The organism is Streptomyces sp. NPDC003697 (assembly GCF_053587115.1).
Genome location: NZ_JBSFNN010000092.1, coordinates 1 through 25369 on the forward strand (window position 1 = coordinate 1; position 25369 = coordinate 25369).

General features: G+C 71.3%; 23 protein-coding genes and 2 pseudogenes. 7 read left to right on the top strand and 18 right to left on the bottom strand.

The window, feature by feature from the left end:
* Positions 1-1044 (top strand): IS110 family transposase (locus ACWDNY_RS26885; protein ID WP_451648377.1); only part of this gene is annotated, 1044 nt, incomplete at its 5' end.
* Positions 1045-1075: 31 nt separating this feature from the next.
* Here the strand turns inward: ACWDNY_RS26885 and ACWDNY_RS26890 are convergent.
* Together ACWDNY_RS26890 and ACWDNY_RS26895 are read right to left on the bottom strand one after the other, a co-directional pair.
* Positions 1076-1255 (bottom strand): annotated as a pseudogene (locus tag ACWDNY_RS26890) (tyrosine-type recombinase/integrase); the annotation flags it as partial.
* Positions 1249-1505 (bottom strand): annotated as a pseudogene (locus ACWDNY_RS26895) (replication initiator); the annotation flags it as partial. The pseudogenes ACWDNY_RS26890 and ACWDNY_RS26895, both read right to left, overlap by 7 nt.
* Before the next feature lie 233 nt (positions 1506-1738).
* Between ACWDNY_RS26895 and ACWDNY_RS26900 the strand changes: the two are divergent.
* From ACWDNY_RS26900 to ACWDNY_RS26910, 3 genes are all read left to right on the top strand, one after another.
* Positions 1739-2458 (top strand): LPXTG cell wall anchor domain-containing protein, encoded by a 720-nt coding sequence (locus ACWDNY_RS26900; RefSeq protein ID WP_451648378.1) that lies wholly within the window; start codon positions 1739-1741, stop codon positions 2456-2458.
* A 513-nt stretch (positions 2459-2971) separates the two neighbouring features.
* Positions 2972-3193: a hypothetical protein gene (locus ACWDNY_RS26905; protein WP_451648379.1), complete on the top strand. Its 222-nt coding sequence runs from the start codon at positions 2972-2974 to the stop codon at positions 3191-3193.
* A gap of 589 nt (positions 3194-3782) precedes the next feature.
* Positions 3783-3959 carry a hypothetical protein gene (locus ACWDNY_RS26910; protein WP_451648380.1) on the top strand — a complete coding sequence of 59 codons (177 nt, stop codon included), beginning with the start codon at positions 3783-3785 and terminating at the stop codon, positions 3957-3959.
* 271 nt (positions 3960-4230) lie between these two features.
* Here the strand turns inward: ACWDNY_RS26910 and ACWDNY_RS26915 are convergent, their stop codons facing one another.
* Complete coding sequence (locus ACWDNY_RS26915) at positions 4231-4626, bottom strand: hypothetical protein (protein ID WP_451648381.1); 396 nt, start codon at positions 4624-4626, stop codon at positions 4231-4233.
* Positions 4627-5112: 486 nt separating this feature from the next.
* On the opposite strand from ACWDNY_RS26915, the gene ACWDNY_RS26920 reads away from it, so the two are divergent.
* On the top strand, positions 5113-5451 hold the full coding sequence (locus tag ACWDNY_RS26920) for a hypothetical protein (protein WP_451648382.1): 339 nt from the start codon (positions 5113-5115) through the stop codon (positions 5449-5451).
* A complete protein-coding gene (locus ACWDNY_RS26925; RefSeq protein ID WP_451648383.1) occupies positions 5439-5957 on the top strand; it encodes a hypothetical protein in 519 nt (172 codons plus the stop codon). Before ACWDNY_RS26920 ends, ACWDNY_RS26925 begins: the two co-directional genes overlap by 13 nt.
* 498 nt (positions 5958-6455) lie before the next feature.
* Here the strand turns inward: ACWDNY_RS26925 and ACWDNY_RS26930 are convergent, their stop codons facing one another.
* From ACWDNY_RS26930 to ACWDNY_RS27000, 15 genes are all read right to left on the bottom strand, one after another.
* On the bottom strand, positions 6456-8723 hold the full coding sequence (locus ACWDNY_RS26930) for a hypothetical protein (RefSeq protein ID WP_451648384.1): 2268 nt from the start codon (positions 8721-8723) through the stop codon (positions 6456-6458).
* Between the two features lie 271 nt (positions 8724-8994).
* On the bottom strand, positions 8995-9474 hold the full coding sequence (locus tag ACWDNY_RS26935) for an ATP-binding protein (RefSeq protein ID WP_451648385.1): 480 nt from the start codon (positions 9472-9474) through the stop codon (positions 8995-8997).
* 571 nt (positions 9475-10045) lie between these two features.
* Entirely contained in the window at positions 10046-10570 is a 525-nt protein-coding gene (locus tag ACWDNY_RS26940) for an NADase-type glycan-binding domain-containing protein (protein WP_451648386.1), read from the bottom strand.
* Positions 10571-11522: 952 nt separating this feature from the next.
* On the bottom strand, positions 11523-12086 hold the full coding sequence (locus tag ACWDNY_RS26945) for a phage tail protein (RefSeq protein ID WP_451648387.1): 564 nt from the start codon (positions 12084-12086) through the stop codon (positions 11523-11525).
* The gene (locus ACWDNY_RS26950; protein WP_451648398.1) at positions 12083-14044 is read right to left on the bottom strand and encodes a putative baseplate assembly protein; all 1962 of its coding nucleotides are present in this window, start codon (positions 14042-14044) and stop codon (positions 12083-12085) included. The genes ACWDNY_RS26945 and ACWDNY_RS26950 overlap by 4 nt, the downstream gene beginning before the upstream one ends.
* Positions 14044-14466 (bottom strand): GPW/gp25 family protein, encoded by a 423-nt coding sequence (locus ACWDNY_RS26955; protein WP_361508186.1) that lies wholly within the window; start codon positions 14464-14466, stop codon positions 14044-14046. Before ACWDNY_RS26955 ends, ACWDNY_RS26950 begins: the two co-directional genes overlap by 1 nt.
* Complete coding sequence (locus tag ACWDNY_RS26960; protein WP_451648388.1) at positions 14466-14783, bottom strand: PAAR domain-containing protein; 318 nt, start codon at positions 14781-14783, stop codon at positions 14466-14468. Before ACWDNY_RS26960 ends, ACWDNY_RS26955 begins: the two co-directional genes overlap by 1 nt.
* Positions 14784-14816: 33 nt before the next feature.
* Entirely contained in the window at positions 14817-16646 is a 1830-nt protein-coding gene (locus tag ACWDNY_RS26965) for a VgrG-related protein (RefSeq protein ID WP_451648389.1), read from the bottom strand.
* Positions 16643-17365, bottom strand: coding sequence for a CIS tube protein (locus tag ACWDNY_RS26970; RefSeq protein ID WP_451648390.1), 723 nt, complete (start codon positions 17363-17365; stop codon positions 16643-16645). Before ACWDNY_RS26970 ends, ACWDNY_RS26965 begins: the two co-directional genes overlap by 4 nt.
* Before the next feature lie 53 nt (positions 17366-17418).
* Positions 17419-17844 carry a phage tail protein gene (locus ACWDNY_RS26975; protein ID WP_451648391.1) on the bottom strand — a complete coding sequence of 142 codons (426 nt, stop codon included), beginning with the start codon at positions 17842-17844 and terminating at the stop codon, positions 17419-17421.
* 45 nt (positions 17845-17889) lie between these two features.
* The gene (locus ACWDNY_RS26980; RefSeq protein WP_451648392.1) at positions 17890-18858 is read right to left on the bottom strand and encodes a hypothetical protein; all 969 of its coding nucleotides are present in this window, start codon (positions 18856-18858) and stop codon (positions 17890-17892) included.
* A gap of 2026 nt (positions 18859-20884) precedes the next feature.
* A complete protein-coding gene (locus tag ACWDNY_RS26985) occupies positions 20885-21043 on the bottom strand; it encodes a DUF6760 family protein (protein ID WP_451648393.1) in 159 nt (52 codons plus the stop codon).
* A complete protein-coding gene (locus ACWDNY_RS26990) occupies positions 21040-21528 on the bottom strand; it encodes a hypothetical protein (RefSeq protein WP_451648394.1) in 489 nt (162 codons plus the stop codon). The genes ACWDNY_RS26985 and ACWDNY_RS26990 overlap by 4 nt, the downstream gene beginning before the upstream one ends.
* Positions 21525-21965, bottom strand: a complete 441-nt coding sequence (locus tag ACWDNY_RS26995) for a phage tail protein (RefSeq protein ID WP_451648395.1) — start codon at positions 21963-21965, stop codon at positions 21525-21527. The genes ACWDNY_RS26990 and ACWDNY_RS26995 overlap by 4 nt, the downstream gene beginning before the upstream one ends.
* A gap of 50 nt (positions 21966-22015) precedes the next feature.
* Positions 22016-23581, bottom strand: a complete 1566-nt coding sequence (locus tag ACWDNY_RS27000; RefSeq protein ID WP_451648396.1) for a phage tail sheath family protein — start codon at positions 23579-23581, stop codon at positions 22016-22018.
* Between the two features lie 247 nt (positions 23582-23828).
* On the opposite strand from ACWDNY_RS27000, the gene ACWDNY_RS27005 reads away from it, so the two are divergent.
* Entirely contained in the window at positions 23829-25280 is a 1452-nt protein-coding gene (locus ACWDNY_RS27005) for an eCIS core domain-containing protein (RefSeq protein WP_451648397.1), read from the top strand.
* The last annotated feature ends 89 nt before the right edge of the window (positions 25281-25369 follow it).

The following is a 25369-nucleotide window of genomic DNA, read 5'->3' on the forward strand; positions in this document are numbered from 1 at the left end:
ATCGGCGGCGTCGACACCCACACCGACTTCCACCAGGCCGCAGTGATCGACTCCATCGGCCGGCACCTGGCCACCGAGGCGTTTCCCACCACTCACAACGGCTACCGTCGGCTACTGCGGTGGCTCCGCTCGCACGGCGAGGTCATGGCCGTCGGCATTGAGGGCACCGGCGCCTACGGCTGCGAACTCGCCCGGCTGCTGCGGGCAAACCAGGTGACCGTGATCGAGGTGGACCGCCCTGACCGACGAGCCCGCAGGGCCAATGGCAAGTCCGACCCTGTAGACGCCTTCGCCGCGGCGACAGCCGTACTCTCCGGCCGGGCCAGCGGGACCCCCAAGACCCACGACGGCATCGTGGAGGCCATCCGCGCCCTGCGAGTGGTCCGCCGCTCGGCCGTCAAGGCCCGCACACAGATCATCAACCAGATCCGCACCCTCATCATCACCGCGCCCGGCGAGGTCCGTGAGCGGCTGCGCACACTGGCCCCCGCCGAGCTGATCAAGCAGCTGTCACGGTCCCGGCCCGGCGCGGACACCCGCGATCCGTCCTGCGCGGTCAGGATCGCCCTGCGGCGCCTGGCCCGCCGCCACCAATACCTCACCGAGGAGATCGCCGACGCCGATGCCGAGCTGAAGTCGCTGGTGGTCGAAGCGGCACCCTCGCTGGTGGCACTGTCCGGAGTAGGCGTCGAGACCGCCGCGCAGCTGCTGATCACAGCCGGCGACAACCCCGAGCGACTCGCCTCGGAAGCATCGTTCGCGCACCTGTGCGCGGCAGCCCCCATCCAGGCCAGCTCGGGCCGCACCAACCGGCACCGCCTCAACCGCGGCGGCGACCGCCGGGCCAACCACGCACTCCACATGATCGCGCTGGTCCGCATGCGCTACGACCAACGAACGCAGAACTACGTCGCCCGCCGCACCTCCGAAGGCATGTCCAAGAAGGACATCCTCCGCTGCCTCAAACGGTTCATCGCCCGCGAGGTCTACAAGCACCTCACCAGTCCCCGCCACACACCGAGACCACTCACACAGAACACTTGACGGTCTATAGGAGCTTCATCAACGAGGACGGTCACTGGCGACCAGGGCGCCGCCTGAGCAGTCGGTCCATGTGGCTCATGGCCTCGCGCTGGGTGTCCTGCACGACGTGGGTGTAGACGTCCATGGTGATGCTGATCTGCGAGTGTCCCAGGATCTCCATCACGACCCGCGGCGCGACTCCTGCCGCCGTGAGCAGGGTGGCCGTGCCGTGCGGGTGAGGCCCGCGCGGGAGGCGAGGTGTGGCGCAGGTAGGTGGTGAAGCGGGCCCACAGTGCCCCGGCGTGCGCGTTCCACAGGACGGCCGCGCGGTAGTCGTAGCGGTCCGGGTCCAGGGGCGTGCCGAGGGCGGGGTCGTCGTCGGGGTGGAGGCGTCCGCAGCGGCACCGGCCGCCGCCGGGGCGGTTGTGGACGGGGCCGAAGGACGGGGCGGTGAAGGTGGCGAAGACGCACGGGTGTTGGGCGGTTTCCGCAGACCTCGCTGCGACGGCGACGAATGCGGCCTCGGTGGGGAAGACGTTGAAGCGGCGGTGGAAGGCTTCCGCCTCGTCCAGCAGCGCGACGGAGCCCGTTGAGCCCATGTCGGCAGTAGATCCATTCGTTGTCTGCCCGTGCTTGATCCGCCGCCATGTCGGGCCGGATGCTGAGCTGCCCCCTCCACATCTTCCCACTCGTACCACGAAGATGGACCTGCCCCATGCGTACTCACATCCGCGTCGGCGCGCTCACCGCCGGCGTTACGGCCGTGCTGCTCCTCGCACCGGCCGCTCACGCCACCGCTCCCGGTGACAACGGGACGGTGAAGATCCACGACGCCAAGACAGGCGAGGAGCTGCGCCGCAACGAGCCGCACGTCTGCACGTTCTACCTCGACGCCTTCGGCTTCGACGCGGTCCAGAAGGTCGACTGGCACATCGAGGCCTGGGCCCCGACCGCCGCCACCAAGGGCGAGACCGTGAAGTCCGGTGCCATCACTCTGGATGCCGGGGGCCACGGCCGTACGGCGGACGTGTCCCTGCCCGACGGGCACTACAAGCTGTTCTGGAACTTCGACGGAGAGAAGGGGTCCGCCAAGCACAAGGTGTTCTGGACGGACTGCAAGGGCTCCGAGGGTGGTGGCGGTACGCCGCCGTCCGCCTCGGTGTCCCCCTCCTCGCCGGAGTCGTCCTCGCCTTCGGGCCCGGCAGCTTCGACCGCGCCCTCGGGCCCGGCCGATGCGACCGCGGCGCCGAGTGCCTCCTCCGGCGAGGGCGGGACGGCCCCGTCGGCTGCCGCATCCCCGTCCGCGCAGGGCGGCGGCGATCTGGCCGAGACCGGTAGCAGCGCCCCGGTGGGCCTGCTCTCGGGCGTCGCGGCAGCGCTGGTGGCTGCGGGTGGTTACTTGGCGCTGCGACGCCGTAGGGCCTCTCGGGCCTGATTCCGCCGCGCATGAGGGTGCCCCCTGCTCGTCCGGGTGACGAGTACGGGGGCACCGTCGTGTTCAAGGAGGCGTCGACCAGCCTTGCGCAGGCCGAGGGCCACGTAGGCGTGCTCAGAGGTACGCCACGATCCCCGCATTGATGCGCTCCGGGTCAATCACGGCCCCTCATGCCAGCGAGCACGCGGCTACACGTTCTGCCCAGGTCAGCCGATCAACCACCCGTAGATCATCTCAGCTTCGGTAGCTGACTGCAGCCGGTGGGCGTGGCTGGAGCGCCCGCGCGCCTGATCGGTCGGCGCACTCACCATGGGGGCTGACTGTCGTCGACTGAGGTTCGTGCCCCAACCGTGCCAAGTACAGAGATCAGCCACGGTCAGCGAAGGGGCCTGCGGCCGAGTTTCGCCTCACCAAGTCTCGAAACCGCAGGTCAGTGGCATGACGCGGTTGCTCTCGTCCGGATCTGTGTCGACGGCCACAGCGAGCGGGATACACGTAGGCTCATAATGAGTCATGACAAAGCCTGCTGCACCGAAGCGTCACTTGCCTACCAGCCCCTTCAAGGCCCCGGTCACACCGGCTCCCAAGCACTTCGCCACGGGCGACCAGGTTACACATGACGTGCACGGTCTCGGCCGGGTAATCAGCATCGAAGGCGGAGCCGCGGCGCTGGTGGATTTCGGCTCGGCGCAAATGCGGATCTTGAGCCCGTACGCCAAGATGACCAAGCTGTAGGACCACTGTGCCCGGTCACGGCACTCCAGGCCCCATTAGGGACCTGTAACGAAAGAGAGACCTCTCATCGATCCGACGTCGCTGTTCTCCGCTCTGGAAAAGCAACCCCGCTGCTCCACTGCAGCGTCGCCGCCTCCGACGACAAACCCCTTCCAGGCCCCAGACTTCAGGGAAAACGAGATCTTCCTACTCGACGATGCACAGGAGCCCGCCTCAGGCGTGCGTGCGGCGCGCCCCAAGGTGGCTTAGCTCCACGAATGACGGTGACTTCGGCAGCCGGCCGCGGGCCGTCTCCCATGCTGCGGAGGAGCGCGGCCGTCTCAGTTTCCGTCTCATTCAGCCCCGTTCACGGTCATTCAGACAGGACCCGGAGCCGTCCCCACGCCAGTGGCCATCCGCCCATGAACCCAGGTGAACGGCTCCGAACGATGCCCAAGACCCCACCACCACAGTTGGAAAGCGTGCACCCCCGAGCAACCTCCTTGGGCCGCCGTGCACCGCTGCGCGGAGCAGTGCGCCTTCCACAGAGGACATGTGCCCGGCAATCCTGCACTGGTCCGCACGACGGTCGAGACCGGGGGTGGGAGACGTGGCTCGTACGCAGTCCAGGTGTGGAGCGCTCACGGAGAAGGGCACTCGGTGCCGGCGGCTGGCGATGGTCGGTGCGTCGCGATGCAACCTGAACCGTGGCGAGTGGTCGTCGTACACCATCGAGAAGCGCAAGGAAGCCGAACGCAAGGCGAAGACACACAAGCGGCGCAAGTGACCCCAGCCGGCGTGAGGTGATATCCATGCCTGATATCAACGACCGCGGACAGCGGCGGCGCGGTGCGGTCTGACACGGCCACGGCCGCCCCGCGCAGCACGGGCGGACAGGCGGTCAGATCGAACTCTCAAAGCGGATGTCACTTCCCCACGGGGCGTACAAGCCCAAGGCAGCAGCCCCGCCCAAGTTGCTTCGGGACGAAGCAGTTCAGAGTTCAAGGCTGGCAAAGCCAGCAGGCGTAATGCTGCTTCGCGAGTCCGACGCTCCTCGGTCAGGCCAGCGCAGGCATGAAGCCGCCGCGGGCAGTGCCCGAGGACAACAGGGCAGACCAGTCGAGTGCCTCAGGCAGGTGGTCCAAAGACAGAACGACTGCTCCGCCGGCCTGCTCGGCGTCCGCGCACCAGTCGCCCATGTCGCTCGGTGCCGTACCGTTGTCGGCTCCGCCCACCACCGGCGCGGCGAGAGCGGGGACGACGAGCCCGTGATCTCCAGGTCCGTCTACGACGCACAGGGTGAGTCGGGGAACGATGTTCCAGCCCTCGCACAGGGGCACCGCCCCGTCCGGCGCGCTCAGGAGCGGCAGGACATCGTGGACAGGCGCGTCGGCCAGCAGGAGCACGGGCGTGGCACCACGGACGAACAGAGTCTTCTCAGGATCCAGCAGCACGGGACCACTCTCGCAGGACGGCGCATCGGGACGGCAAGGGGGTACCGAGACGGCCAACGAGCACGCGTCCGCCACGGTCATCGAACCAATGCCTGACATCCATCGTTGACATCAACAACCTCAGACATCGGCATACCTCCCGGACAACCGGCATACAGCGCGCGGCAGCAAGATGCCGAGTCCACAGAAACCCTGATCGAACTCCTAAAGCGGGTGTCGCAGGTTCGGGGGCACCAACCAAAAGGCCCCGGACCGATCATGGTCCGGGGCCTAGTTCGACGCCGCGCTTGGCGACGCGCCGTGATGGCGCAGGCGGCGGCCAGGTCCGCGGGACGACCCGCCGCCGGGGCTGACGGAGGCGCGTTGGTCTGATTCCTCAAGCCCCCCTCAGAACCTTACTGAGCGCATTGCTGTAGCGACGCCACGCACATAGCCTGCACGTATTCGGCCGCGCAGCGAGGGCGGCGCTAGCAGGAAGGATGCTTTGTGAGCATCCGTTCGAAAGCGGTCCTGGTGCCTTTAGCTGTGTCGGCTCTGCTGTGCGCGGGCGTGGCGGCTCCGGCTGCGGCCGCCACGGCCACCGATCCGGTCCCGGTGGACGATACCCAGATCAACACCGCGCCACCGGCGGTGCCTGAGGAGGATGTCACCGACGTTCCGAGTGAGGGCAATGGCCTGCCGGATGAGCACGCCAAGTACGGCGTCTACCGGCTGAAGCACACCGGCGTCAGCTACACCCTCTACAGCAACTGCAGCTCCTCGACCCACAAGACGATCACCAGCTATACCCCCTACCGGGTTGGCTGGTACCTGTGGGAACAGTGATGCCGCCCATCCCGTGGCGCTCGGGGCGCCATGGCATCCGCGCGGTGTGCGTCGCGCTCACCGGCCTCGCACTGGCCGGCTGCACCGGCACTGACCACGCCAAGGGCCCGATCCACAGCACGACCGCGACCAGTACCCCCCGTGCGACCACTACACCGGACAAGGCCACGGGCCGCGCCGAACACATCGAAGGCGAGAGCGTCACCGAAGCACCCAAGCTTCCATCTGGCGAGCCGCTGGTCCGCGTGGCCTCGGCTAAGGGGAACCGTCAGATGGAACTCGGGAAAATCGCCGCCGAGCCACTCTCAGTACTGGTGAACTGCCAGGGCAAGGGCACCTTGACGGTGAAGGTGAGACCCATGAACCTCACCTTCCCGCTGACCTGCGTGGCCGAGGAGGTCAGCAGCACCTACAACGAACTGCGCCTCGCCACACCGCGGAACGGGGCAACCGTAGAGGTGACCGCCCCCTCCACCGTCCGCTGGTCACTCACCGTCGGCCACTAGAACGGGCCTGCACAAGTCCAGGGCGCCCGGACGACTCCGGGTGCCCCCCTCACCGGTCTCCGACAGGCGGCCACGCGTGCGCCCCACGGCCGCACCACAAGCGCACCAGATCGAGCGGGGAACAGCGGGGAATCACGGTGAATCAGCCCAACGCGAAGGGGTCGCAAGCTGGACGTTCACCCAGGTCAGCGCCCGAACCTTCCTGCTGAACGACAACCAACGCTGACAAAAGTCGACGGCTCCGCCGCTGGTCAGAAGGTTGACCACTGACGGAGCCGCAGATCACGGGCTTGCGGTTTCAGAACTTGTTCTTCTGAGTGCGGTGACCGGCCCAGTCGGATGCCCGACCACGCGCGCTGGACCGGTCCAGACACCGCGGGCCCAGAGCGCCCGGAGAACGCCACGCCGTGACCCCGCTCCGCGACCAAGGGTGCACGAAGGGCCCGCCGGTCGGGCGGGCCCTTCGTCGTCTTACGGTCGAGCTGTCAGGATTGCGGCTCAGCTCCTGACGGTGAAGTACTGCCAGGCACCCCAGGTGCTGACATTGGTGTTGTCCTTGCTGCTGTGAACGTACTCAGCGGCCATGCGGAACTTGCCGTTGATCGCATTGCTCACGCTCGCCGATCCAGCGCCGGTGCTTGCGGAGCCGAGGGCGAAACAGGGCGAGGTGGTCAGCGTGTGCCAGGCGCCGCTGTAGTACTGCTGCACCCGGTAGTACACGCACTGCCCGGCCTTGTTGGGCGTGACCGCGACGTTGAGCTGCTCCTTGGCCGTGTGGTGGTAGACCCGGTAAAGGGTGCTCCCGTAGTAGGTACTGGTGTAGTACCCGCTCAGCGTTTCGGCCACCTTGACGCGGTCATACACGGTCCGGGTGGCATTGGCGGGGGCGTAGCGGTAGTCACCGGCGAAGACTGCGCTGAAGACGGTGTTCCGGGTGAGCTTGTAGCTCGCCACCAGGTTCCCGTGGCTGTCCACAGTGCCGGTCTTGACCAGCGTCTTGGTGCCCCCGTAGGGCTGCGCGTAGATCGAGACGGTACGGCCGTTGTAGGTGGTGCCGAGGTGCGCAGTGGCCGTGGCCGTCGCGCCGTAGGAGTACGTCGAGGCGTTGGTGGTCACCGTCAGGGCCGAGGCCGTGCGCGAGACCTGGACGGTCGCCGATGCGGTGGAGCCCTTGTGGGTGTCGTCGCCCGGGTAGCTCACCGTGTAGGTGTTGTTGCCGCCGATGGCGGGGGTGTCGTGGAGGGTGAAGCTGCCGTCCGTACCCACCGTGGCCGTGCCGATGCTGTAGCCGGTGGAGTGGGCCAGGTCCTTCTTGGTGAGCTGGACCGTCTCGCCGGCGGTGTACGGTCCGTTGGCCAGCTTGCCGGTGAGGGTGAGCTGCGCCGTGCGGGTCGAGGTGGCCGGGGCGGTCAAGGTCATCGTGGAGGCCGGCTTGGCCACCTGGACGCTGTACGAGGCGTTCGCGGACAGGTGCTTGGAGTCGCCGACGTACGAGACCCGGTAGGTGGTTGTCCCCTCCGTTGTCGGGGTGTCCGTGACGGTGAATCCGCCGTTGGCACCCGTGACGGCGTCCGGTAGAGCGATGCCGTCTGGGTGCGCCGAGTCGACCCGGGTCACCTTGATCTGCTGCCCAGCGGGAATCGGGTTCGCCGAGGTGAGCGATCCGGTCAGGCTGAGCTGCCGGGTCGGGACAGTCGTGGCCGGTCCGGCCAGGGTGAGCGCGGAGGCGGTCGCCTCGGGGTTGGACAGGACGTGCAGGGTGGGGTTGGCGCCGTAGACGTCGGCCGTGACGGCGAAGAGCCGGCTTTCGTCCGGGGCCCAGGCGAGCCCGGAACTGGCCAGCGTGCCGCCGGATCCGAAGTCGTACGTGTTGATCGGGGACGACTGGTGGGCCTGGTAGACGTAGACGTCCTTGTCGTAGGACGCGTTGCTGCCTGCCGCGACAGCGCCGTCCGGCGCGATCGCCACCGAGTTCGGGTAGGACGTGCTGGGGTAGGTGCCGTCTGCCGAGAGGTCGGAGAGCTTGAAGACCTGGTGGTAGTAAGGCGCTCCGGTCGCCAGCACCACGTCCTGCCCGTCCGGTGTGATCTGCATGTCCCTCACGTCGGACGAGTCCTGCAGCCAACGGCGCACGCCGACAACCGGAGTGCCCGAGGACACGTCGTAGCGCGTCAGATAAGGCGGGCTGGTGTCCTGGTCAGCGGCGAGGAGCGTCCCCGGCGCCGATGGGTCGGCGGCCAGCGTCGGCGCGCTGTACCACCCGCCGGCGGTGTTGAGGGTGACGTTCGCCGGGTCGCTACTGGTGTCGATCGACCCGATGTTCCCCTCGGCTGCTCCGCCGTAGCCGAACCAGACCTTGCCGCCGGTGTAGGCGACGCTCCGAGGCTTGCTGCCGGCGCCGGTGCTGTAGCGGTGGGCCTCGTTCAGCGATGTGGTGTCGATGGCCGAGATGGCGTCGCCGTTGTAGAGCGCTGCATAGACGGTGCTGCCGTCGGGGGACAGAGCCAGGCCGATCGCCCCGGGCTCGTTGTCGATGGTGCGGACAGTGACGCCGTCGTAGTCGGTCACCAGGATGGTGCTGTTACCGACGCCACTGCTGAAGAACAGGTGCTGGTGAGCCGGGTCGACCAGCATGTGCGAGTAGTGGGGCAGCGACAGTGGCACTGCGGTATCGGCCCAGGCATTACTGCTGAGGCCGACAAGGGTGGTGGTCAGCCCGGCGAGGACGGATATCGCCGCCGTGAGCGAGACCTTCTTGAGGCGCATGAAGCTCCCTGCGAAGTGAACGGGAACAAGCATCCGGACGATAGCGCACACGGTTGGACCGGTCTCACTCCGCCAGGCAAGCCGGCGGGTGCATGGACAGTGGCCTGGCAGCAAGGGAGTTGCAGGACAGCAGCGAAGTACAGCAACCCCGGCAACCGACCTCGACCAGCAGCGTCTCCGGGGGACCTCGCGAGGGCCCCTGCGACCTCAGTCGATCGATCTCTCTCTACAGCCACGGATCAGAAGGCTGTGAGGGGGTGGGTGCGCAGCCCTAAAGGGGGCGGCGCCCGGCGACCGCACCGCCCGGGTCGTCCAGCAGGGCGATGCGCGCGGTGATGCGTTTGCCGACCGGCTCCCGCTGCGCTTGGAAGCCCTGGCAGACCGCCATGACGATCTCCAGGCCGTGCTGGCCCACTCGGCCGGCATTCCCGGTCCGCGCCATGGGCAGCACCGGGTCGGAGTCCCACACCACGACCTCGACCAGGTCACCGGCAATCCGCAGGTCCAGCAGCACCGGCCCCGGAGCGTACTTGACGGCGTTGGTGACCAGTTCGCTCACCACCAGCTGGGTCAGGTCCATGGCGCGCCGCGAGACCGGCAGGCCGTGCTGGGCCTGGACACGGGTGAGGAAATCGGCAGCCAGATGACGGGCCTCGGCGATGACCGTGCCGGTCCCGTCCAGGGCCACCGTGGTCTGGATGACCCTTTCACCCGGTGTGGTGCCGTCCTCCCCCACAGGGACTGATTCCATCACGGCCACCCTCACTACCCCATTCACATCACGCGCATATACCCGCACCGGGGACGATGACGCATACCGCCCCGCGTTGCCTTTGTCTCACCCAGGCATCACCCTCGGGCCGTCTCTGGGCCGTGCTGGGGTGCTCAATGACAACCAACGCTGACCACCATCGACAGCTGAGCCGCAGGTCGCAGCGTTGATCGATTGCATGGCCCAGGTCAGGACCCCGGCCCACCACTTCTTCGGCTGCTGATCGCGCTCCAGGGAGCTCGACTCGAAATTGAGTCTCCACCGACCTCGTGGGAAGGCACACGTCGTGTCGCGGCGCATCAGGCGTCGGCGGCAGCCCGGTGATGCAACTGGTGCAGTCCGGAGCGCCGGGCAGAAGGAGCGGCTGGTCGGCTGGTCGGCTGGTCGGCTGGGACAAGGCAGCAGACCGGCCAGGACAACGCCTTCTGTGTACGGCTGCGGGCGGCCGCCCAGGCGGCGTACGACCGCCGGAGCCGCGCCCGCCGGCCTGCGGGTGGATCGGGGGATCAGCCGGGTCAGCCGTCGTAGAACGGTCGCGGTCGGCGTCGCGTCAGCCGCGCTGGAAGAACTCCACCTCCGCCAGGGCCAGTTGACGGCCCGAGGTCAGTCCCACGGGCGAGCGTAGGACCAGGCGTACCGTCGTCACGTCGCTGATGGCGGTGTTGATCGTCTGCGGGCCGGGTTTGTCGCTGAGGGTGAGCTGCTTGTGCTGCCGCTCGCCGTCCTGCGCCCTCACCTCCAGGTCCATCTGGAGTGCGCGTGCCTCGCCGGTGTAGGCCTCCGGGTCCTTGGACGGGCCGTTGGTGATGATCAGGGCGACCAGGCGGAACGGCTTGCGGAAGGTGTACGTCACCGAGGCGCCGGGCCCGGGTGCGCCCCAGTAGCTGTTGCTCAGTCCGTCGGTGCTGTTCTTCGCCGGGTGCCGGGGGGACTCGGCGCTCGCCTTGATGTCCACCGGGGTGATGGGCTTGGGCTTGCCCAGTTTGTCCCGGGTGTCCTCGAACAGGGCGCGTCCGGCGGGCAGCAGCAGGAGAGCGCCGGCGCACAGCGCCACCACCACGGCCAGGATCACCACGAGCCGCACCGCCCTGCCCGAACTCGCCCGCACCCGACGGCGGAACGGCCACACGGTCCGCCACCAGGGCAGCGGTTCGGGCTTCGGGGCGGGGTTCAGCGCGGTCGCGCAACGCCGGCAGAACCGACGGTCGGGCGGGTTGGGGGTGCCACAAGAGGGGCAGGGCGCGCCTGCCACTTCGTCGGAGACCTCTGCGGGGCGTACAACCGGGCGGGGGGCCACCGGCTTTGCGGGGCGTACGGGCTGAATGGGGGCGGGACTCGGCGTGTCGGGGGTAGGGGCGGCCGGGGGCCGGGGGCCCGGCGAGTTCCGAGGGGCCGGAGCGGGTGGGGTGGCCGGAGCTGGGCGGGGGGCGGGGGCCGCGGCCGCCGCGCCCTTGGCGGCGGCTTCGTCGGCGCGGGAGGCCTCGCGGGTGGTCGGGCGGGAGGCGGGAGCGGAGGCCCCGGCGTCGTCGGGGCCGGGCCGGGGTGCGGGGCTTGTGGTCCCGTCCTGGCCGGAGACGGTCCCGGAGCCCTCGCTGTCGCCGTCGCCGTCGCCGGATCGTGAGCCCGCGGCAGGCGCCGTGCTCGCCCCCCGCGCCTCGCCGCGGCCGCGACCGGTCAGCCGGGTGCGCAACGACGTGCTCCGGGCGGGCGCGGCGGACGCCGGCGCCTCGGCCGGGGGCGACGAGGGCGCCGACGGGGCGGCGTCGGGCTGTGAGGCCTCCGGTGCGGCCGGAGGTTCGGCAGGTGGGCTCGGGGCCGACGGTGCCGAGGACGTGTCGGGGGCCGACGGATCCGCGGGCGTACCGGCGGCCGACGGCGCCGCGGGCGTGCCCGAAGACGACGCACTCGAAGTCGCCGTGTCCGAAGCCGCCGTACCGTCCGACCACCCCAGGTACGTGCCGCAGTTGCCGCAGAAGTCGTCCGTGGGGCCGTTGGACGCCCCACACGCGGGACAGGCGCGCATGGCGTCACCTCCCTTCGTCGGTGGGCGGGCCGGGCAGGAGTTCCACCCGGCAGACGGCGTGCACCGGGCACATGGCCCTGACGACCTCGTGGACCCTGGCCGGGTCCACCCGGGCCTCGCGGTCCGGCCACACCCGGACCAGGACCTCGGCGGGGGGCTCCGGCGGCAGGTCGGCGCCGGGGGTGCTCGACCACACCGCGCCGCCGTCCCCGGTGACCTCGGTGTGCACGCCGAGCGAGAGCCGCAGAGCCTCGGCCAGGCCGCGCCGGGTACCGCGCCACCGGTGCAGCTCCACCGCGCGGGCGACCGCCTCGCGCCGCCGCTCCACGGGCCACTGCGGGTCGTCGGCGGCGCCCACCCAGGACGCCAGCCAGGCCAGGAAGTCGGCCGGGGTCACCCGGGGGTCGAGATAGGCGGGCAGATTGTCGAGGGTCGCGAACACCGGGGCGAGGACGGTGTCGAGTCCGCCGGTGAAGCGCTGCGCGAAGTCGTCCTCGGCGTACAGCGCGGGCAGTTGCTCACCGATCGGGTAACGGCTCGGCAGACCCGGTACGGCCGCGCGGCTCATCCCCGGGCCTCCGGCTCCACGGCCGTGACGACCACCTGGTGCTGGTACGAGAAGACCAGCGCGCCCGCCGCCACGTCGACGCGGTCCGTCGGTGCGCCGCGTCGCCCGGTGATCGGGTCGGCGGGGAACAGCAGGATCTCCTCGACCAGCGCGTTGCCGGTGGCGCGTTGGAGGACACCGAAGACGTCGCCGTACTGGACCGGTCGTCCGAAGGGCCAGCCGGTGCCGTCCGGGCCGCCGACCAGCGGGTTGAGGTGGCGGAACAGAGCGGCCAGGGCCGCGTCGCGGACGCGGTCGGTGTCGGCGGGGGCCGCCGCGAGCCTGGCGACCACGGTGACGCCCTGGTAGGCCGGCGGCTCGACGACCAGGCGGGTGCCGATCAGGCGGCGTTCGTCGAGGCTCGTGGTGATCGCCCGGAGGACCTGGTCGGACGGAATCAGCTGCTCGAAGCGGAGGCGGTCGTCGCCCTCGTCCGCCACCGCGTCCGGCACCACCAGCACCCGGACCGCGCCCGCGCCCTCCGCGGCGGGCAGGCAGCGAACCCGGCGTACCGAGGGTGCTGCCTGGCGGGCGATGATCTCGTAGTCCTCGGCGGTGACGGCGCGTTCCTGCATGCGCAGTGCGTCCGGCGCCCGCAGTTTGGCGTTGGCGATCGTCTCGCCGGCGACGCCCCCGCTCGCCGCCTCCCGGTTGACGACGCGTGCGACGTAGGGGACGGAGCTGCGCAGTACGGAAATCGCGCCGCGGGCGACGTTGCCCGCCGGGCCGCCGCCGGTGCGGTAGCGGGCCACCCGGATCTGGGCGCCCTTGGGCGGCACGGCGCCGCACTGCCGCAGTGTGCCGTCCGGTTCGCGCAGCGTCGGCGGAAACGTGAACTCGCCGGTGACGGCGTCCACTTGGACATGACGGTCGGCCGGGCCCGAGCGGCCGAAGTGCTCGACCACGTCCCAGCGCTGCCAGCCCTCGGCCGAGGACACCTCGACCACGGGGGGCTCCCTGTCGAGGAGGACGGGCGGACGGCCGAGCCGGAACGTCTGCCCTCCGACGCCCTCCGATGTGCCGAGCGGCACGTCGGTCTCGCTCTCGGCGTGCTCGACGGTCATGGTGCCGCCCACGGTGAACACCGCCGCCTCGCGCACCGTCGGGGACTCCGAGTAGAACGGCTGGCCGGGCTCCGCCTCGGTGACCCTGCAGCGCAGCCAGCCGGCCCGGGTGCCGCCGATCACCGACGCCGTGTGCCCGGCCGGAACGTACAGGATGACCTCGCCGGGCCGGTTCAGGCCGCCAGTGGAGTCCTCGCCGGTCTCGCACACCTGCCAGCCGCCGCCGTCCCACGCCTCCCACACCAGCGGGGGCTGGCGCGGGTCGACTCCGATGCCCTCCACGCGGCTGTCCAGGCGTACCGCGACCACGCACCGCGGCACCGCCGTCGGCAGGCCGAACAGAAGCGCGTCGCCGGGCTGGGGTGCGGCCTGGAAGGCGGGTATGTCGCGGCCCTCGGCGAGCTCCCCGGTCCGGTCGGTCTGCCCACCGGTGCGGGTCGCGGTCACCAGGCGGGTCAACTCGCTGGGCAGGATGCGCAGTTCGTGGGTGGTCGTGAAGACCACGGCCTCGTCGGCCTCGCCGCCCGCAGTGGTCACCTCGGTGCCCGGGGTCAGTGTCACCGTGTCGGACTGTGGCGCCGACAGCCAGAAGTCGACATCGGCCACGGCCGCGGCGGGCGGGAACAGACGGATGCCGAGCAGGTCCAGGAAGGCGGTGTAGTTCTTGTCCGGGACCCGGTTCAGCCGGTACAGCAGCTGGTCCACGAGGTAGGCGAACGTCTCGATCAGGGTGACGCCCGGGTCGGAGACGTTGTGGTCGGTCCACTCGGGGGCGCGCTGCTGCACGTACCGCTTCGCCTCGTCGACGAGCTGCTGGAACCGCCGGTCGTCCAGGTTGGGGGAGGGCAGGGCCATCAGGCGGCGCCCCATTCCTCGGCCCCCTCCTCGGAGGGGATCGTGTAGAAGGGAAAGACCAGGTTGCGCCGGTCGTTGGTGGAACGCAGGGTGTAGTGCACGTCGATGTAGAGGGTCCCGGCCTCGACGGCGTCGAAGGCGACCACCACGTCGTCCACCGCGATGCGCGGCTCCCACCGCTCCAGGGCTTCGCGCACCTGCTGTGCGATACGTCCGGCGGTGGCACCGTCGCCGGGCGCGAACACGTAGTCGTGGATGCCGCAGCCGAACTCGGGGCGCATGGGGCGCTCGCCGGGCGCGGTGCCGAGGACCAGACGGATGGCCTCCTCGATCTCCCGCTCCCGTTCGACCATGCCGATCCCGCCGGTCGGTCCGACCCGCAGCGGGAACCCCCAGCCGCGGCCGATGAACCGGTCGCTCATCACACGCCCCCGATCAGGACGTTCAGGGCGCCGCCCGAGATCATCGCGCCGCACGTGGTCTTGTCGCGCATCCGCGCGGCCGGCAGCCCGCCGATGAGGACCTCGCCCGAAACGAGCGCGGCCGGGTCGGGCGTGATCACGTTGCCCGGTCCCAGGGCCAGGTGGGGTGGCATGGCGCAGGTGTGCACGCTCCCCACGACGGCGGCGGGTCGGCCCCCGATCAGCACACTCGCCACCGCCGCGGCGGCGCCGGGCGGCGGGGTGGCGATCACACCGCCGTGGTTGGTGGGGTCACCGGTACGGGCTGCGGCCGGCATGGATGCTCCTTGCGAGGGTCGGGGGGACAGAGGTCAGTTGATCCGGATGAGCTTGGCCTTGAGGACGCCCAGCAGACCGCCGTCGACGGTGACGTTCGACGAGCCGTTGACGCTCACTGTGCGGCCGCCGATCCTCACCCCGACCCTGCCCTGGATGTCCACGTTCCGGCCCGACACACTCACGTCGCCGCGCCCCGCATCCAGGGTGATGCCCTTCTTGTCGAGCAGGACGGAAGTGAGGGGTTGTCGGCGGCCCTTCCCGGCGTACACGGTCAACTCGATGCGGTCCCTCCGGTTGTCCAGGAACACTTCGAGGCGTTCGTCAGCGCTCATCAGCCGCACCCCGGAGCGGCCGGGTGCCCTCGCGTCCAGCAGCTCCATCCGGTGCCCCGAACGCGACACGATGGAACGGCGGTTGACCTTCCCGGTGGTCTTGTCGATCAGTGGGTCGTCGTGCGGCGACGGCTTGTCCACTCCGTTGTAGAGCCCGCCGATGACGTACGGGTGGTCCAGGAGGCCCTGTTCGAAGCCGACCAGGACCTCGTCATTGACCTCCGGGCTGACCACGCCGCCACCGCCCTTGCCGCCCCACTGCACGGTGCGCACCCAGTCGGTGACGTACGTGTCGTCCAGCCAGGGGAATTTCAGCCGTACGGCGCCGGACTCGGCGCCGCCCGGCTCGCGTACGTCCGTCACCACACCGATCGCCAGACCGGGCATGCGCGGCCCGCGGCTCGGCGCGTTCGCTCCGGTCACCAGGCCCGTCAAGGAGCGGTCCGGGCTGGCGCTGACCCACACCGTCGTCCGGTATCCGCCGTGCGGTTCGAGGACGTGCTGCACCGCCGTCGCCGTGTACTTCCCGGAGAAGGCCTGCCCGACGTTGCCGAGCGCCACGGGCTTGCCCGCCCGCAGCTTGGGGTTGCCCTCGACCAGGGCCTCCAACTCGCCGAATCCGGCGCTGACCTGGTCGGCGACCGCGTCCGCGACGGCCGTCGTCTCGGCCTGGGTGCGGTACGGGGTGTCCGTGACGGTCAGCTTCGACGACTTGCCGAACCGGGCGGCGAACGCCGGGCTCAGCCCCGGCACCACGGTGTCGCTGTTCACCGACGGCTTGCGGGCCACCAGCGGCCGCTTCGTGGTGACGTCCCAGCCGCGCACCTCCACCTGCTGCGCGCCGTCCGCGGCCGACAGCGAGGCCCGCAGCGCCAGCAGGTTGCGCCCGTACTCCAGCACCATCGGGCTGCGGGTGGCCGGGGTGGACGGAGCCGGCGCGCCGGACGCCTTCTGCGGCTTGGTGAACTGCAGCAGCCCTTTGTCGTCGACGTGCACCTGCGCGCCGCTCTCCTTGGCCAGGAACTGCAGGAAGTCCCAGTCGGACACGTTCGCCTGCGACAGCTGCTGGTAGGTGACCGGTGCGGCCTGCACGGTTCCGCAGGACAGCCCGGCCCCGGCGGCCACCTTGCGGACGATCGCCGCCGCCGTCATGTTCCGGTACGCCACCACCTTGCGGCCCCGCTGCAGGCGGTGCGCCTTGGAGTAGGCGCGCACCACCGTGAACGAGCCCGTGCGGTCCCGGTCCAGCTCCAGGGCGGTCACCTCACCGCTGAACAGCCGCTCGCGTGCCTGCCCGGACACGGTCACCACCGACACCTTCAGCGGGGTGCCGATGGTGATGCCCGTCTTCTGCAGGAACTCGTGGTCGGGGTCGCGGAAGGTGAGGACGGCCGCGTCCGGCAGGCCCACGTTCTCGTCGACCACACAGTTCACCAGCTGGGCGGCCCAGATCTGCGGGAGTTCGTCGGGCGTCTCGATGACGGGGTCGGCCGCGAACGACCGGCCGCCCCGCGCCTCGGCTGTGGTCACTGGTCCTCCTCAGCGCCCGCGTCGCGCAGCCCCGGCACCACCAGTTCGGTGCCGGGTACGAGAGCCATCGGGTCGTCGATGTCGTTGGCCTCCGCGATGACCCGCCAGGCCGTTGCGTCGCCGTACTCCCGCCAGGCCAGCAGGGCCAGGCTGTCGCCCGCCACCACGGTGTGTGTGCTGCGGGCGGTGCGCGCGCCGGACGTCGGGTTCTGGCCCGCCGGGTCGACGCTCGCCTCCTCGATGGACAGTGCGCAGGTGGCCCGCAGCGGTTTTCCGTCCACGTCGAACAGCGTGTACGTCACCGACAGGCTGGAGAGCACCCCGTCGAACGACGTCGTCCGCGCCGTGCCCCACTCGAACCGCACCCACGGGCTGGCCGGCTTCTTGCGGCCCAGGCTGGCCGGGGTCGGCACGCACCCCTTCATCAGCTTCTCCACCGCCAGCTCCACCGAGTTGTCGTGGGTGGCGGTGGCGTCCAGGAACACCTCTAGGCTCAGCGTGCGCGGGCCGCTGCCGACGAACTCCGGCAGCGCCGACTGCCCCGCCATCCTGGACGGGGTGCGCCGCCACTCGGTGGTCTTGCGCAGCTCCAGGGTGGAGGGATTGAACTGGAGGTTCAGCCGCGCGATGGTCCCGCCGGGCTTCGCACCGACCGAGGTGGGGGGCTCCTTCAGGGTCAGCTGAGCCCTGGCCCGGCTGGAGCGGACCGCTGGGGACATGCCGGGACTTCCTTTCCGGGACGGCTGTTGAGTGCGGTTTTCGTGAGGGCGGGTCAGGACGGGCGCAGGCCCTGGTGGGCGATCTCCAATGTCTCCACAGCCGCCTGGGAGTCGGCGGGGTCGAAGGACGGACCCTGCCAGCGCACCGGGACGATCCCGAACACCTGCCAGCTGATGATCCGCGTCAGATCCGGTTTCAGCGCCACGATCTCGCCGTCCTTGGGCTCCACCCGCTTCAGCGTCTCGTCGAGCCAGCGGGCGATCTTCGCCGTGTCGGCGGTGACGGGCCGGGTGAGCGTGATGTTCGACCAGGTCACGCGGCCGGGCAGCTGCCAGGTGAAGCCGTTGTTGCCGCCCTCGGCGTACGTCTCCAGCTCGACCTCGGCGCCCATGCCGGAACACGTGTGGAAGGCGCCCAGGTCGTTGCCGCCGATCACGAGCCGGAAGAACACGCTCGTCGCGAAGATGCTGTCAGTCATTCGTCCGTCACTCGCCCGTCAGTCGTCATCGTCCATGGCGTGCCCTCAGCGGCGTCCGTCGTAGGGGCGGCCGGTACGTTCCCGGCCGCGCCGCAGTTCGGTGCGCAGCAGCCGCGAGACCGGGTCGAGCAGGCGACGCGCGAGGTCGTCGAGGTCGAGGCCGGGGTCGTCCTGCGGGGGATCGGGACGGCGGCCGGCGGCCTTGCCCGAGGCGGAGGGCGAAGCGGGGGACACGGGCGACGCGGACGAGCTCGATGACGCGGACGACGACCGCGACCGGCCTCGCGCCGGTACCTCCTTGACCGGTACGCCCTTGAGCAGGCCGGCACCGGCGGAGTCGGTGACGTCGCGCTGCACGGGGGTGCCCGGGCCCGCCGCCGGTCCGGCGCCCGGCGCGACCGTCCGCGGCCGGACCACGGGAACGGGTCCCACCGGTGTCGTGGCGGCCGACGGGCGGTCCGCGAGCGGCAGCACCTGCGGGGCGGTCGCCGGCAGCGGCTTCGCCGGTACGGCGGTGGTCGCGTCGACGGTCACCGGGCGGGGCGGCGCGGGACGGACGACCGGGACGCGCTGAACCGGGGCCGCGGAGGCGGTCGTTCGTAGGCCCGCGTCCTTGCCCTGCGGTCCGGGGTGCGCGGTCGCGGCTCGCTGGAGCTGCGGTGTGGCCGGGGCGGGCGCGGACAGGCCGGGTACCGGGCGCACGGGGGCCCCGGAGCCGCCCGGGGAGGTGGCCGATGTGCCGAACCGGTGTGCGGGCGCCCCGGTGGGTGGCGCGGTGTCGCCCTGGGAGGCGGCCGGTGCACCGGGCCAGCGCGCCGCCACCACGGGACGGCTGCCGGAGCGGGCGGCGGCGGGCGGTGCCGCCCCTTCCGGGGTCCGGGTGCTCACGATGAGCGGGCGCGCGGCCAGCAGCGAGAGGGTGCGGGGTGCCGCCGTGGCGGAGTGTGCTGTGGAGCTGGTCGCCGTGACGGGGTGCGGGTCTGCCGAGACGACGGGCCGGGTGCCTGGGGCCACGGCCCTGGCTACGACGACCGGGCCCGGGGCGGCGGGGCGGCGGGGGCTTTGCCCGCCAACGCCCGGGCTCTCCGCTCGGGGTCTGCCGGAGGCCGGTCCATCGGCGCGCGATCCTCCCGAGCCCCGCCCGCCGGCGCTCGCCCCACCGGACGCCGTGCCGGACGCCGCGCCGGGGCGTCGCGCTCCACCTGCCGCGCCTTCCGTGGCTGCGGGGTACGCCGGTTCCGGGCGGTTGGGGGCGATGGCCGGGGAGGGCGTCACCAGCGGCCCGGCGGGGCCGTTTCCGTGGTCCGCGGGAGTGGCCTTGGTGGTGCCCCCGGTGGTGGAGCGATCCACGACGCCGCGCTGGTCGGCCGTCCCCAGCAGCGGGGCGTCCGCTCCCGGAACGAGGGGCGCGGCCCCGGTGGGCGGCACCGGAGCGGTTGCGGAGCTCTCGCCCCGACGTACCGGAGCGCGCTGGACGTCCGGGCCGGGAGCCGTACGAGAAGCACGGGACCCGGCGGTACCGGGCAGTTCGGCGCTCGGCGGCAGCGCGGGCAGCGGAGCTCCCAGGCCACCGCGCGCGCGGGCGCCCGTGCTGCCGGGAGCCGGGGCCCGGCGCGGGGCGTCGGCCGGGGCTGCGGGTGCCGTTGCCCTCGTGGCGCTCGTACCGCTGTCGTACGGCCCCGGGGTGCCGGACTGGCGCTGGACGACGGGCAGTGTCGGTCCGGGCGCGGCTCCGGCGCCGGGCGCGAGGGGGTCCTGCGCCAACGGCGTGGCCGTGGACGGCAGTTCGCTCAGTGGGGCACCGAGGGGAGCGCGGCTGTGCGGGGGCGTGGCGGCGCGCTCCACGGGAGCGGCGGAGCCCACGCCCGCACCGGCCGGTGTTGTGGTGCTGGAGGCGTCGGGCGTCGGGGCGGTGTCGGGCGCCGGCGGGTTGGCGGGCCGCACGGCGGCGACCCGGCGCACGGGTCCGGCCGGGCGGCGGGCGACGGTCAGGCGAGGCCCCGACGGGCTGAGGCGGACGGCCGGGTGGGACCCGTCGGCGCCGGAAGTACGGGGTGCCCCCGGCTGCGGCCCGGTCGCCTCCGTCACGGCGGGCTGGGCGGCCGGGCGGGATTCCTCGGCGCCGGAGCGGGCGGACCGGGTCGCCGTCGTCTCGTTCGCGGCGCGCTGGACGGCCGGGCTCGGAGCAGTACGGCGCCCGGCGTCGGCCCGAGTCCTGGATGCGTCCCCGGAGCTCGCCGCGGAGGCTGGTTGGGGCGCAGCCCCGTCGGCGGCTGCGGGCGGCACGACCGCCACACGTCGTACGAGCGGAGTCCTGGGGACGACCGGCTGATGGTCGGTGTCGGCAGGAGCCACGACCGGGCTCGTGCCCGGCTCGACGGCCCGTTGGACGACGGCAGGTGACGAGGAGAGGACGGCGGGGGAATCCAGGGACGTGAGCCCACGGGGCCGAGGAGCGTCGTCGCCCGACCTCGCCCTTCCCGCAGGCTTGTTGTCACCACGGGCACCGATGCCGGAGGGCCGCTTGACGGACGAGCCCGAACCGGATCGCGTCGAACCGGACTTCCCCTTCCCCGGATCCGGCCGACGGGGAGTCTCCGGTGCACGGCCGGTCGTGGCCCCACCCGAGGCCCCGTCTCCCGCACCGTCCACCCCCTCCGGCCGCACCGCCCTCAGCAGCAGCGGCCCCCCGGCGGTGTGCGTGGGCTGCGGAGCGGCAGGGCGGGTGACACCGCGTACCAGGCCGGTCGGGGCGGTGGGCAGCAGCGCGTGCCCGAGCCCGCTGTCGAACGACGGGTTCTGCCAGGCGGCCAGGCCCGCGCGGAAGGCGAGGCCGTCGCTGACGCCGAGCGGGGCGCGGGACACGGTGAGTTCCGGCGCGCCGGTGCGGCGCCAGCCCCCGTCCCAGTCGCCGGGCACGGAGGACCCCGGAACGCCGGGCGCGCCACGGTCCGGGCCCGCGCCGGACGGACCGTCTCCCAAGACGTCGGAGCGGTCCGCGGCGGCCCGGCGGCGCAGCCTGTCCCGCCATGCCATGTGCTCAACCGCCTTCGTTCACGCGGGCGTTGATACGGGCGATCTCGTCCACCCACTGCTGCCGTTCGCCGTGGGTCAGGTCGAGGATCTCCTCGCGTTGCCAGTGGAAGTGATAGGCGATGTACGCGATCTCCTCCCGGAGCCGGGGAAGGGCGTACGTCACGATTCCCCCAGGCGCCCACCCGAGAGGTCGACCTCGAAGCCGCCCTCGCAGTGCGGGCAGGTCACCGCGGCGCGGGTGTGGCCCTCGCTGTTGACCCGGCGGTAGAAGTCCTGGAGGAAGGCGACGTCGGTGGCGTACATCCGCTCCACGACCCCGGCGTGCACATCGGTGATGGTGCCGATCCGGGTGATCACCTGGCTCAGCAGCACCACGCTCAGGTACGCCGGGTTCTCCTTGACCCTGAGGTCGATCTGCGGACGCAGCTCGTCACGTGCGGTGGCCAGGCGCATCGCACCGTGCCGGTGCACCGTGCCCGCCTCGTCCACGTAGCCGCGCGGCAGCTCGAACTCGAACTCGGTGCGCAGCCCGTGGTCCTCCCGGGACGGCGGGACGGCGGGTGCCGCCGACTGCTCCGGCGCGGGGGCGGGCGCCGTCATCGCGAGGATCTCGTCCAGGTTGCCCGCCGTGACCGTACGGCGTTTCATTCGACCGTGATCTCCTCGAACACGATCGTCACGGACTCGGTGGCCGGGGACGACTCGCCCGCCTTCAGGGACGGGCCCTCCCACTTGGAGACCCAGCCCTGCATCAGCTGGATACGGCGGACCGTGTTCATCTCGGAGTCCATGATCTCGATGGTGAGGTTCTGCCGTGCGGAGGACACGGCGCCCTTGTTCAGGGTCTCCTTGATCCACTTGGTGAACTCGCTGCTCTTGTCGAGTCCCCGGGTGATCGTCACCTCGCCGGCCTGCCGGGCGCCGGGCTGCTTGCGGATGATCTGCTTGCCCTGGTCGCTGACCTGCTTGACCTCGACGACATCCTCCTCGACGGTCAGCCCGCTGATCTCCTGGATCGACTCGACCCGGTAGCCGCCGAGCTGCACGCCGAAGACGTGGGTGGAAAGAGCATCGCCCTCTGCCATGACTGTCTGTCACCTTTCCTTGTGGAGCCGTTGTTCCTGCGGGCCCGGGGTCACTCGTCGATGAGGCTGGTGCTGTCGGAGAACTGGGCCAGCCGGAAGATCACGAACTCGGCGGGCTTGACCGGCGAGACGCCGATCTCGCAGACCACCCGGCCCTGGTCGATGGACTCCTGCGGGTTGTTGTCGCGGTCGCACTTCACGTAGAACGCCTCTTCGGCAGTGCGGCCGAACAGCGCGCCCCGGCGCCATTCCTCGGTGAGGAACGCGGTGACATTGCGCCGGATGCTGGACCACAGCCGGTCGTCGTTCGGCTCGAAGACGACCCACTGGGTTCCCAGCAGGATGGACTCCTCGAGGTAGTTGAACAGGCGGCGTACGTTCAGGTAGCGCCAGGCCGGGTCGGAGGAGAGGGTGCGGGCACCCCAGATGCGGATGCCACGGCCGGGGAAGGCCCGTACGCAATTGACGCCGATCGGGTTGAGCAGGTCCTGCTCGCCCTTGCTGAGGCGGAGTTCGAGGTCGACCGCGCCGCGGATCACCTCGTTGGCGGGCGCCTTGTGCACACCGCGCTCGCCGTCGCTGCGCGCCCAGACGCCGGCGATGTGGCCGCTCGGCGGGACGGTGGTGTTGCGTCCGGTGGCCGGGTCGAAGACGCGGACCCAGGGGTAGTAGAGGGTGGCGTACCGGGAGTCGTAGCCGGCCTCGTCGTTGCGCCAGGTGCGCACCTGCTGGGCGCCCAGGCCGGGCGGGGTGTCCAGGACGGCGACGCGGTCGCCCATCTGCTCGCAGTGCGAGATCACCGCGAGCTGCACGGTGCGCACGCCCTCTGCGTCGATGTCGCCGCGCTGGTAGGCGCTCATCAGGTCCGGCACGGCGACCATGGTGATCTCGTCGATGGTCTCCAGGCCGCTGAACCCGGTGCGGGCGCCGGCGTCGCCGACGTAGTCCGCCGGCTGGAGGCGGGCCACCTCGCCGGAGCCGTTCGCGGCGGGCGCGGCGGGCGCGGCCGGGGCGTCGGGCACGGCCAGGATCTGGGCGGCGGGCCTGGTCTGGACGGCGCCCTGCTGCTCGGTGACCTGGATCAGGTTGGAGGCGCGGGCCTGGTTGACCAGGTATCCCTTGACGTTCTTGCGGGTCGACGCCTCGTACGTCTCCGCGACCTGGTCGCCCTGGCGGACCAGGACCTTGAAGCGGTCCTCGGGCGGGTTCTCGCCGTCCGCGTCGGCGACCTCGAGCGACACCCCGGTGACGCCCGGCCTGGCCGCGACGAGGAAGCCGCCGAGGGCCACGGGCTCCGCCGCCTTGTTCGCGCGCCCACCGCCGTCGACCGCCTGGGCGGAGGCGTCCTCGGCCTGGCCGCCGATCCGCACGATGTACGCGGCGCCGCCGCCGTTGGCGAAGTAGCCGTGGACCGAGAGCGGCAGGTAGGCGCCCTCGGTGAAGCCGCCGAACGTCTGGGTGTACTGGTCCCAGCTGGTGACCAGCGTCGGCGTGTGGAACGGGCCGTTCTCGGCGAACCCCACGAACGCGGCGACGGCGGTGCCGACCCCTTCGATCGGTCGGGCACCGGACTGCACCTCCTCCACGTACACACCCGGGGTGAGGTACGTCGGCATACTCGCTCCTTCGCGTCCTACGGGTCGGTCACCTGTGTCCAGGTCGAGTCTGCGCGGGGGGTCCGCCGGGGCGACAGGGACGCGGGGACCTGGCCCGGGGCAAGATCACTGCCTTCCGCTGCCCGCACCAACGGCCCGGTCGTCGGCCGGCGTTGCCCTCGTTCTGCCCGTACGGCCCTGGACGCTCCGTTCGCACGGGCGGTCCACTGGGGGCCGCAGCAGGGGTGCGCCGACGAGGAGGCAGCAGATGCGGATGTCCGGGACGCATGCCGAGCACAACGAGGCACGGCAGCCGGCGCGAGCCCCCGCCGCCGCCCGGCAGGAGACCTCCAACATCCCCGCCGTACCGCCGCCGCTCACCGCCGCCGCCCTCCGGGCGGCGCAGCGCGGCGCGGGCAACGCCGCGGTGACCGCGATGATCGCCCGCCGCGTCCGGCCCACGCCCGCCCCGGAGCAGTCGGACCACGGCGTGGACGAGGTCCTGAACTCGGCCGGCAAACCACTCGCCGCACCGGTGCGTCAGGACATGGAGGCCCGTTTCGGCACCGACTTCTCCGATGTGCGCCTGCACACCGGTGCCGCCGCCGCCCGCTCGGCCCGCGCCATCGGGGCACGCGCGTACACCTCTGGCAGCCATGTCGTACTCGGCGCCGGTGGCGGCGACAAGCACACCCTCGCCCACGAGCTCACCCACGTCGTCCAGCAGCGCCAGGGACCTGTGGCCGGCACGGACAACGGTGCGGGGCTGAGGGTTTCCGACCCGTCCGACCGCTTCGAGCGGGAGGCGGAGAGCAACGCGGCACGGGTGATGAGCCGCCCCGTGCAGCGCATCCCGCGTGCGGAAGGCGCCGCCGAGGAAGGCTGCGCCGACCACACGCCGCACGTCCAGCGCGCGGAGGCCGTGGCGGTCCAGCGGGCCAAGGAGGACACCATGGGTGCGACCATCGAGGGCGGCCTGCGGCAGTACGGCGCCCAGATCACGGAGTTGGCCGGCGCGGTCGGCACCACGCCGCAGAACGTGCTGAACGCCCTGCTCGATCCGGCCTACGACCCGATGGGCGCGCACGGCATCGATGCGCAGATCCTCGACATGAACCTCAAGGACCCGATCGAGTACGCCTCCTGCTTCCCCACGGCCCACGAGCTCTTCCCCGTACTGACCGACCCCCCGCAAACGGCTCCGGCGCAAGGCCCGAACCCTGAGAGGGCGGGCAGTCTGGAGGAGTTCCAGGCAGCAGTGATGACGCTGATCAACGCGATCCAGGAATCCTGGAACGCCAGGACGCCGGCAGTGTTCCGGATCGAGTACGCGGGCCACGGTTTTACCCTCGTGATCCGGCAGGCACCGGGGGACGGCCAATTCCACGTAGAGCTCATCGAGAGCCTGGCGCACGCGGCGGGCATCATCCCCTCCCTCGGACGCTCCGCCTTCGACCTCAATGACGTCCTCCAGGCCCTTTTCCTGATGGCTCATCCCGGCGTGGACGATCGTGTCAGGGGCGCCGCCATGCTCGGCTGGAACGCCCACGCGCTCTACCTGGGCAACCCCTCCCCGACCGAACAGGAGCGTTTCCCCGAGACGCGCATGAGGTGGTGGCGGCTTCCGCTGTCCGAGTCCGCCGGTGACAACTGGTTCAACCAGTTCAAGCTGCGGTTCAACTTCGTCGCGCAGGTGTACGGGACCACGCAGCTGACCTAGTGCCGCGGCAGGCAACGTTTGCCCGTCAAGGAGCGGCGTCCGGTGCGTGCTCTCGGCGTGCCGGCCGGACGCCCTCGTACTGGATGTAC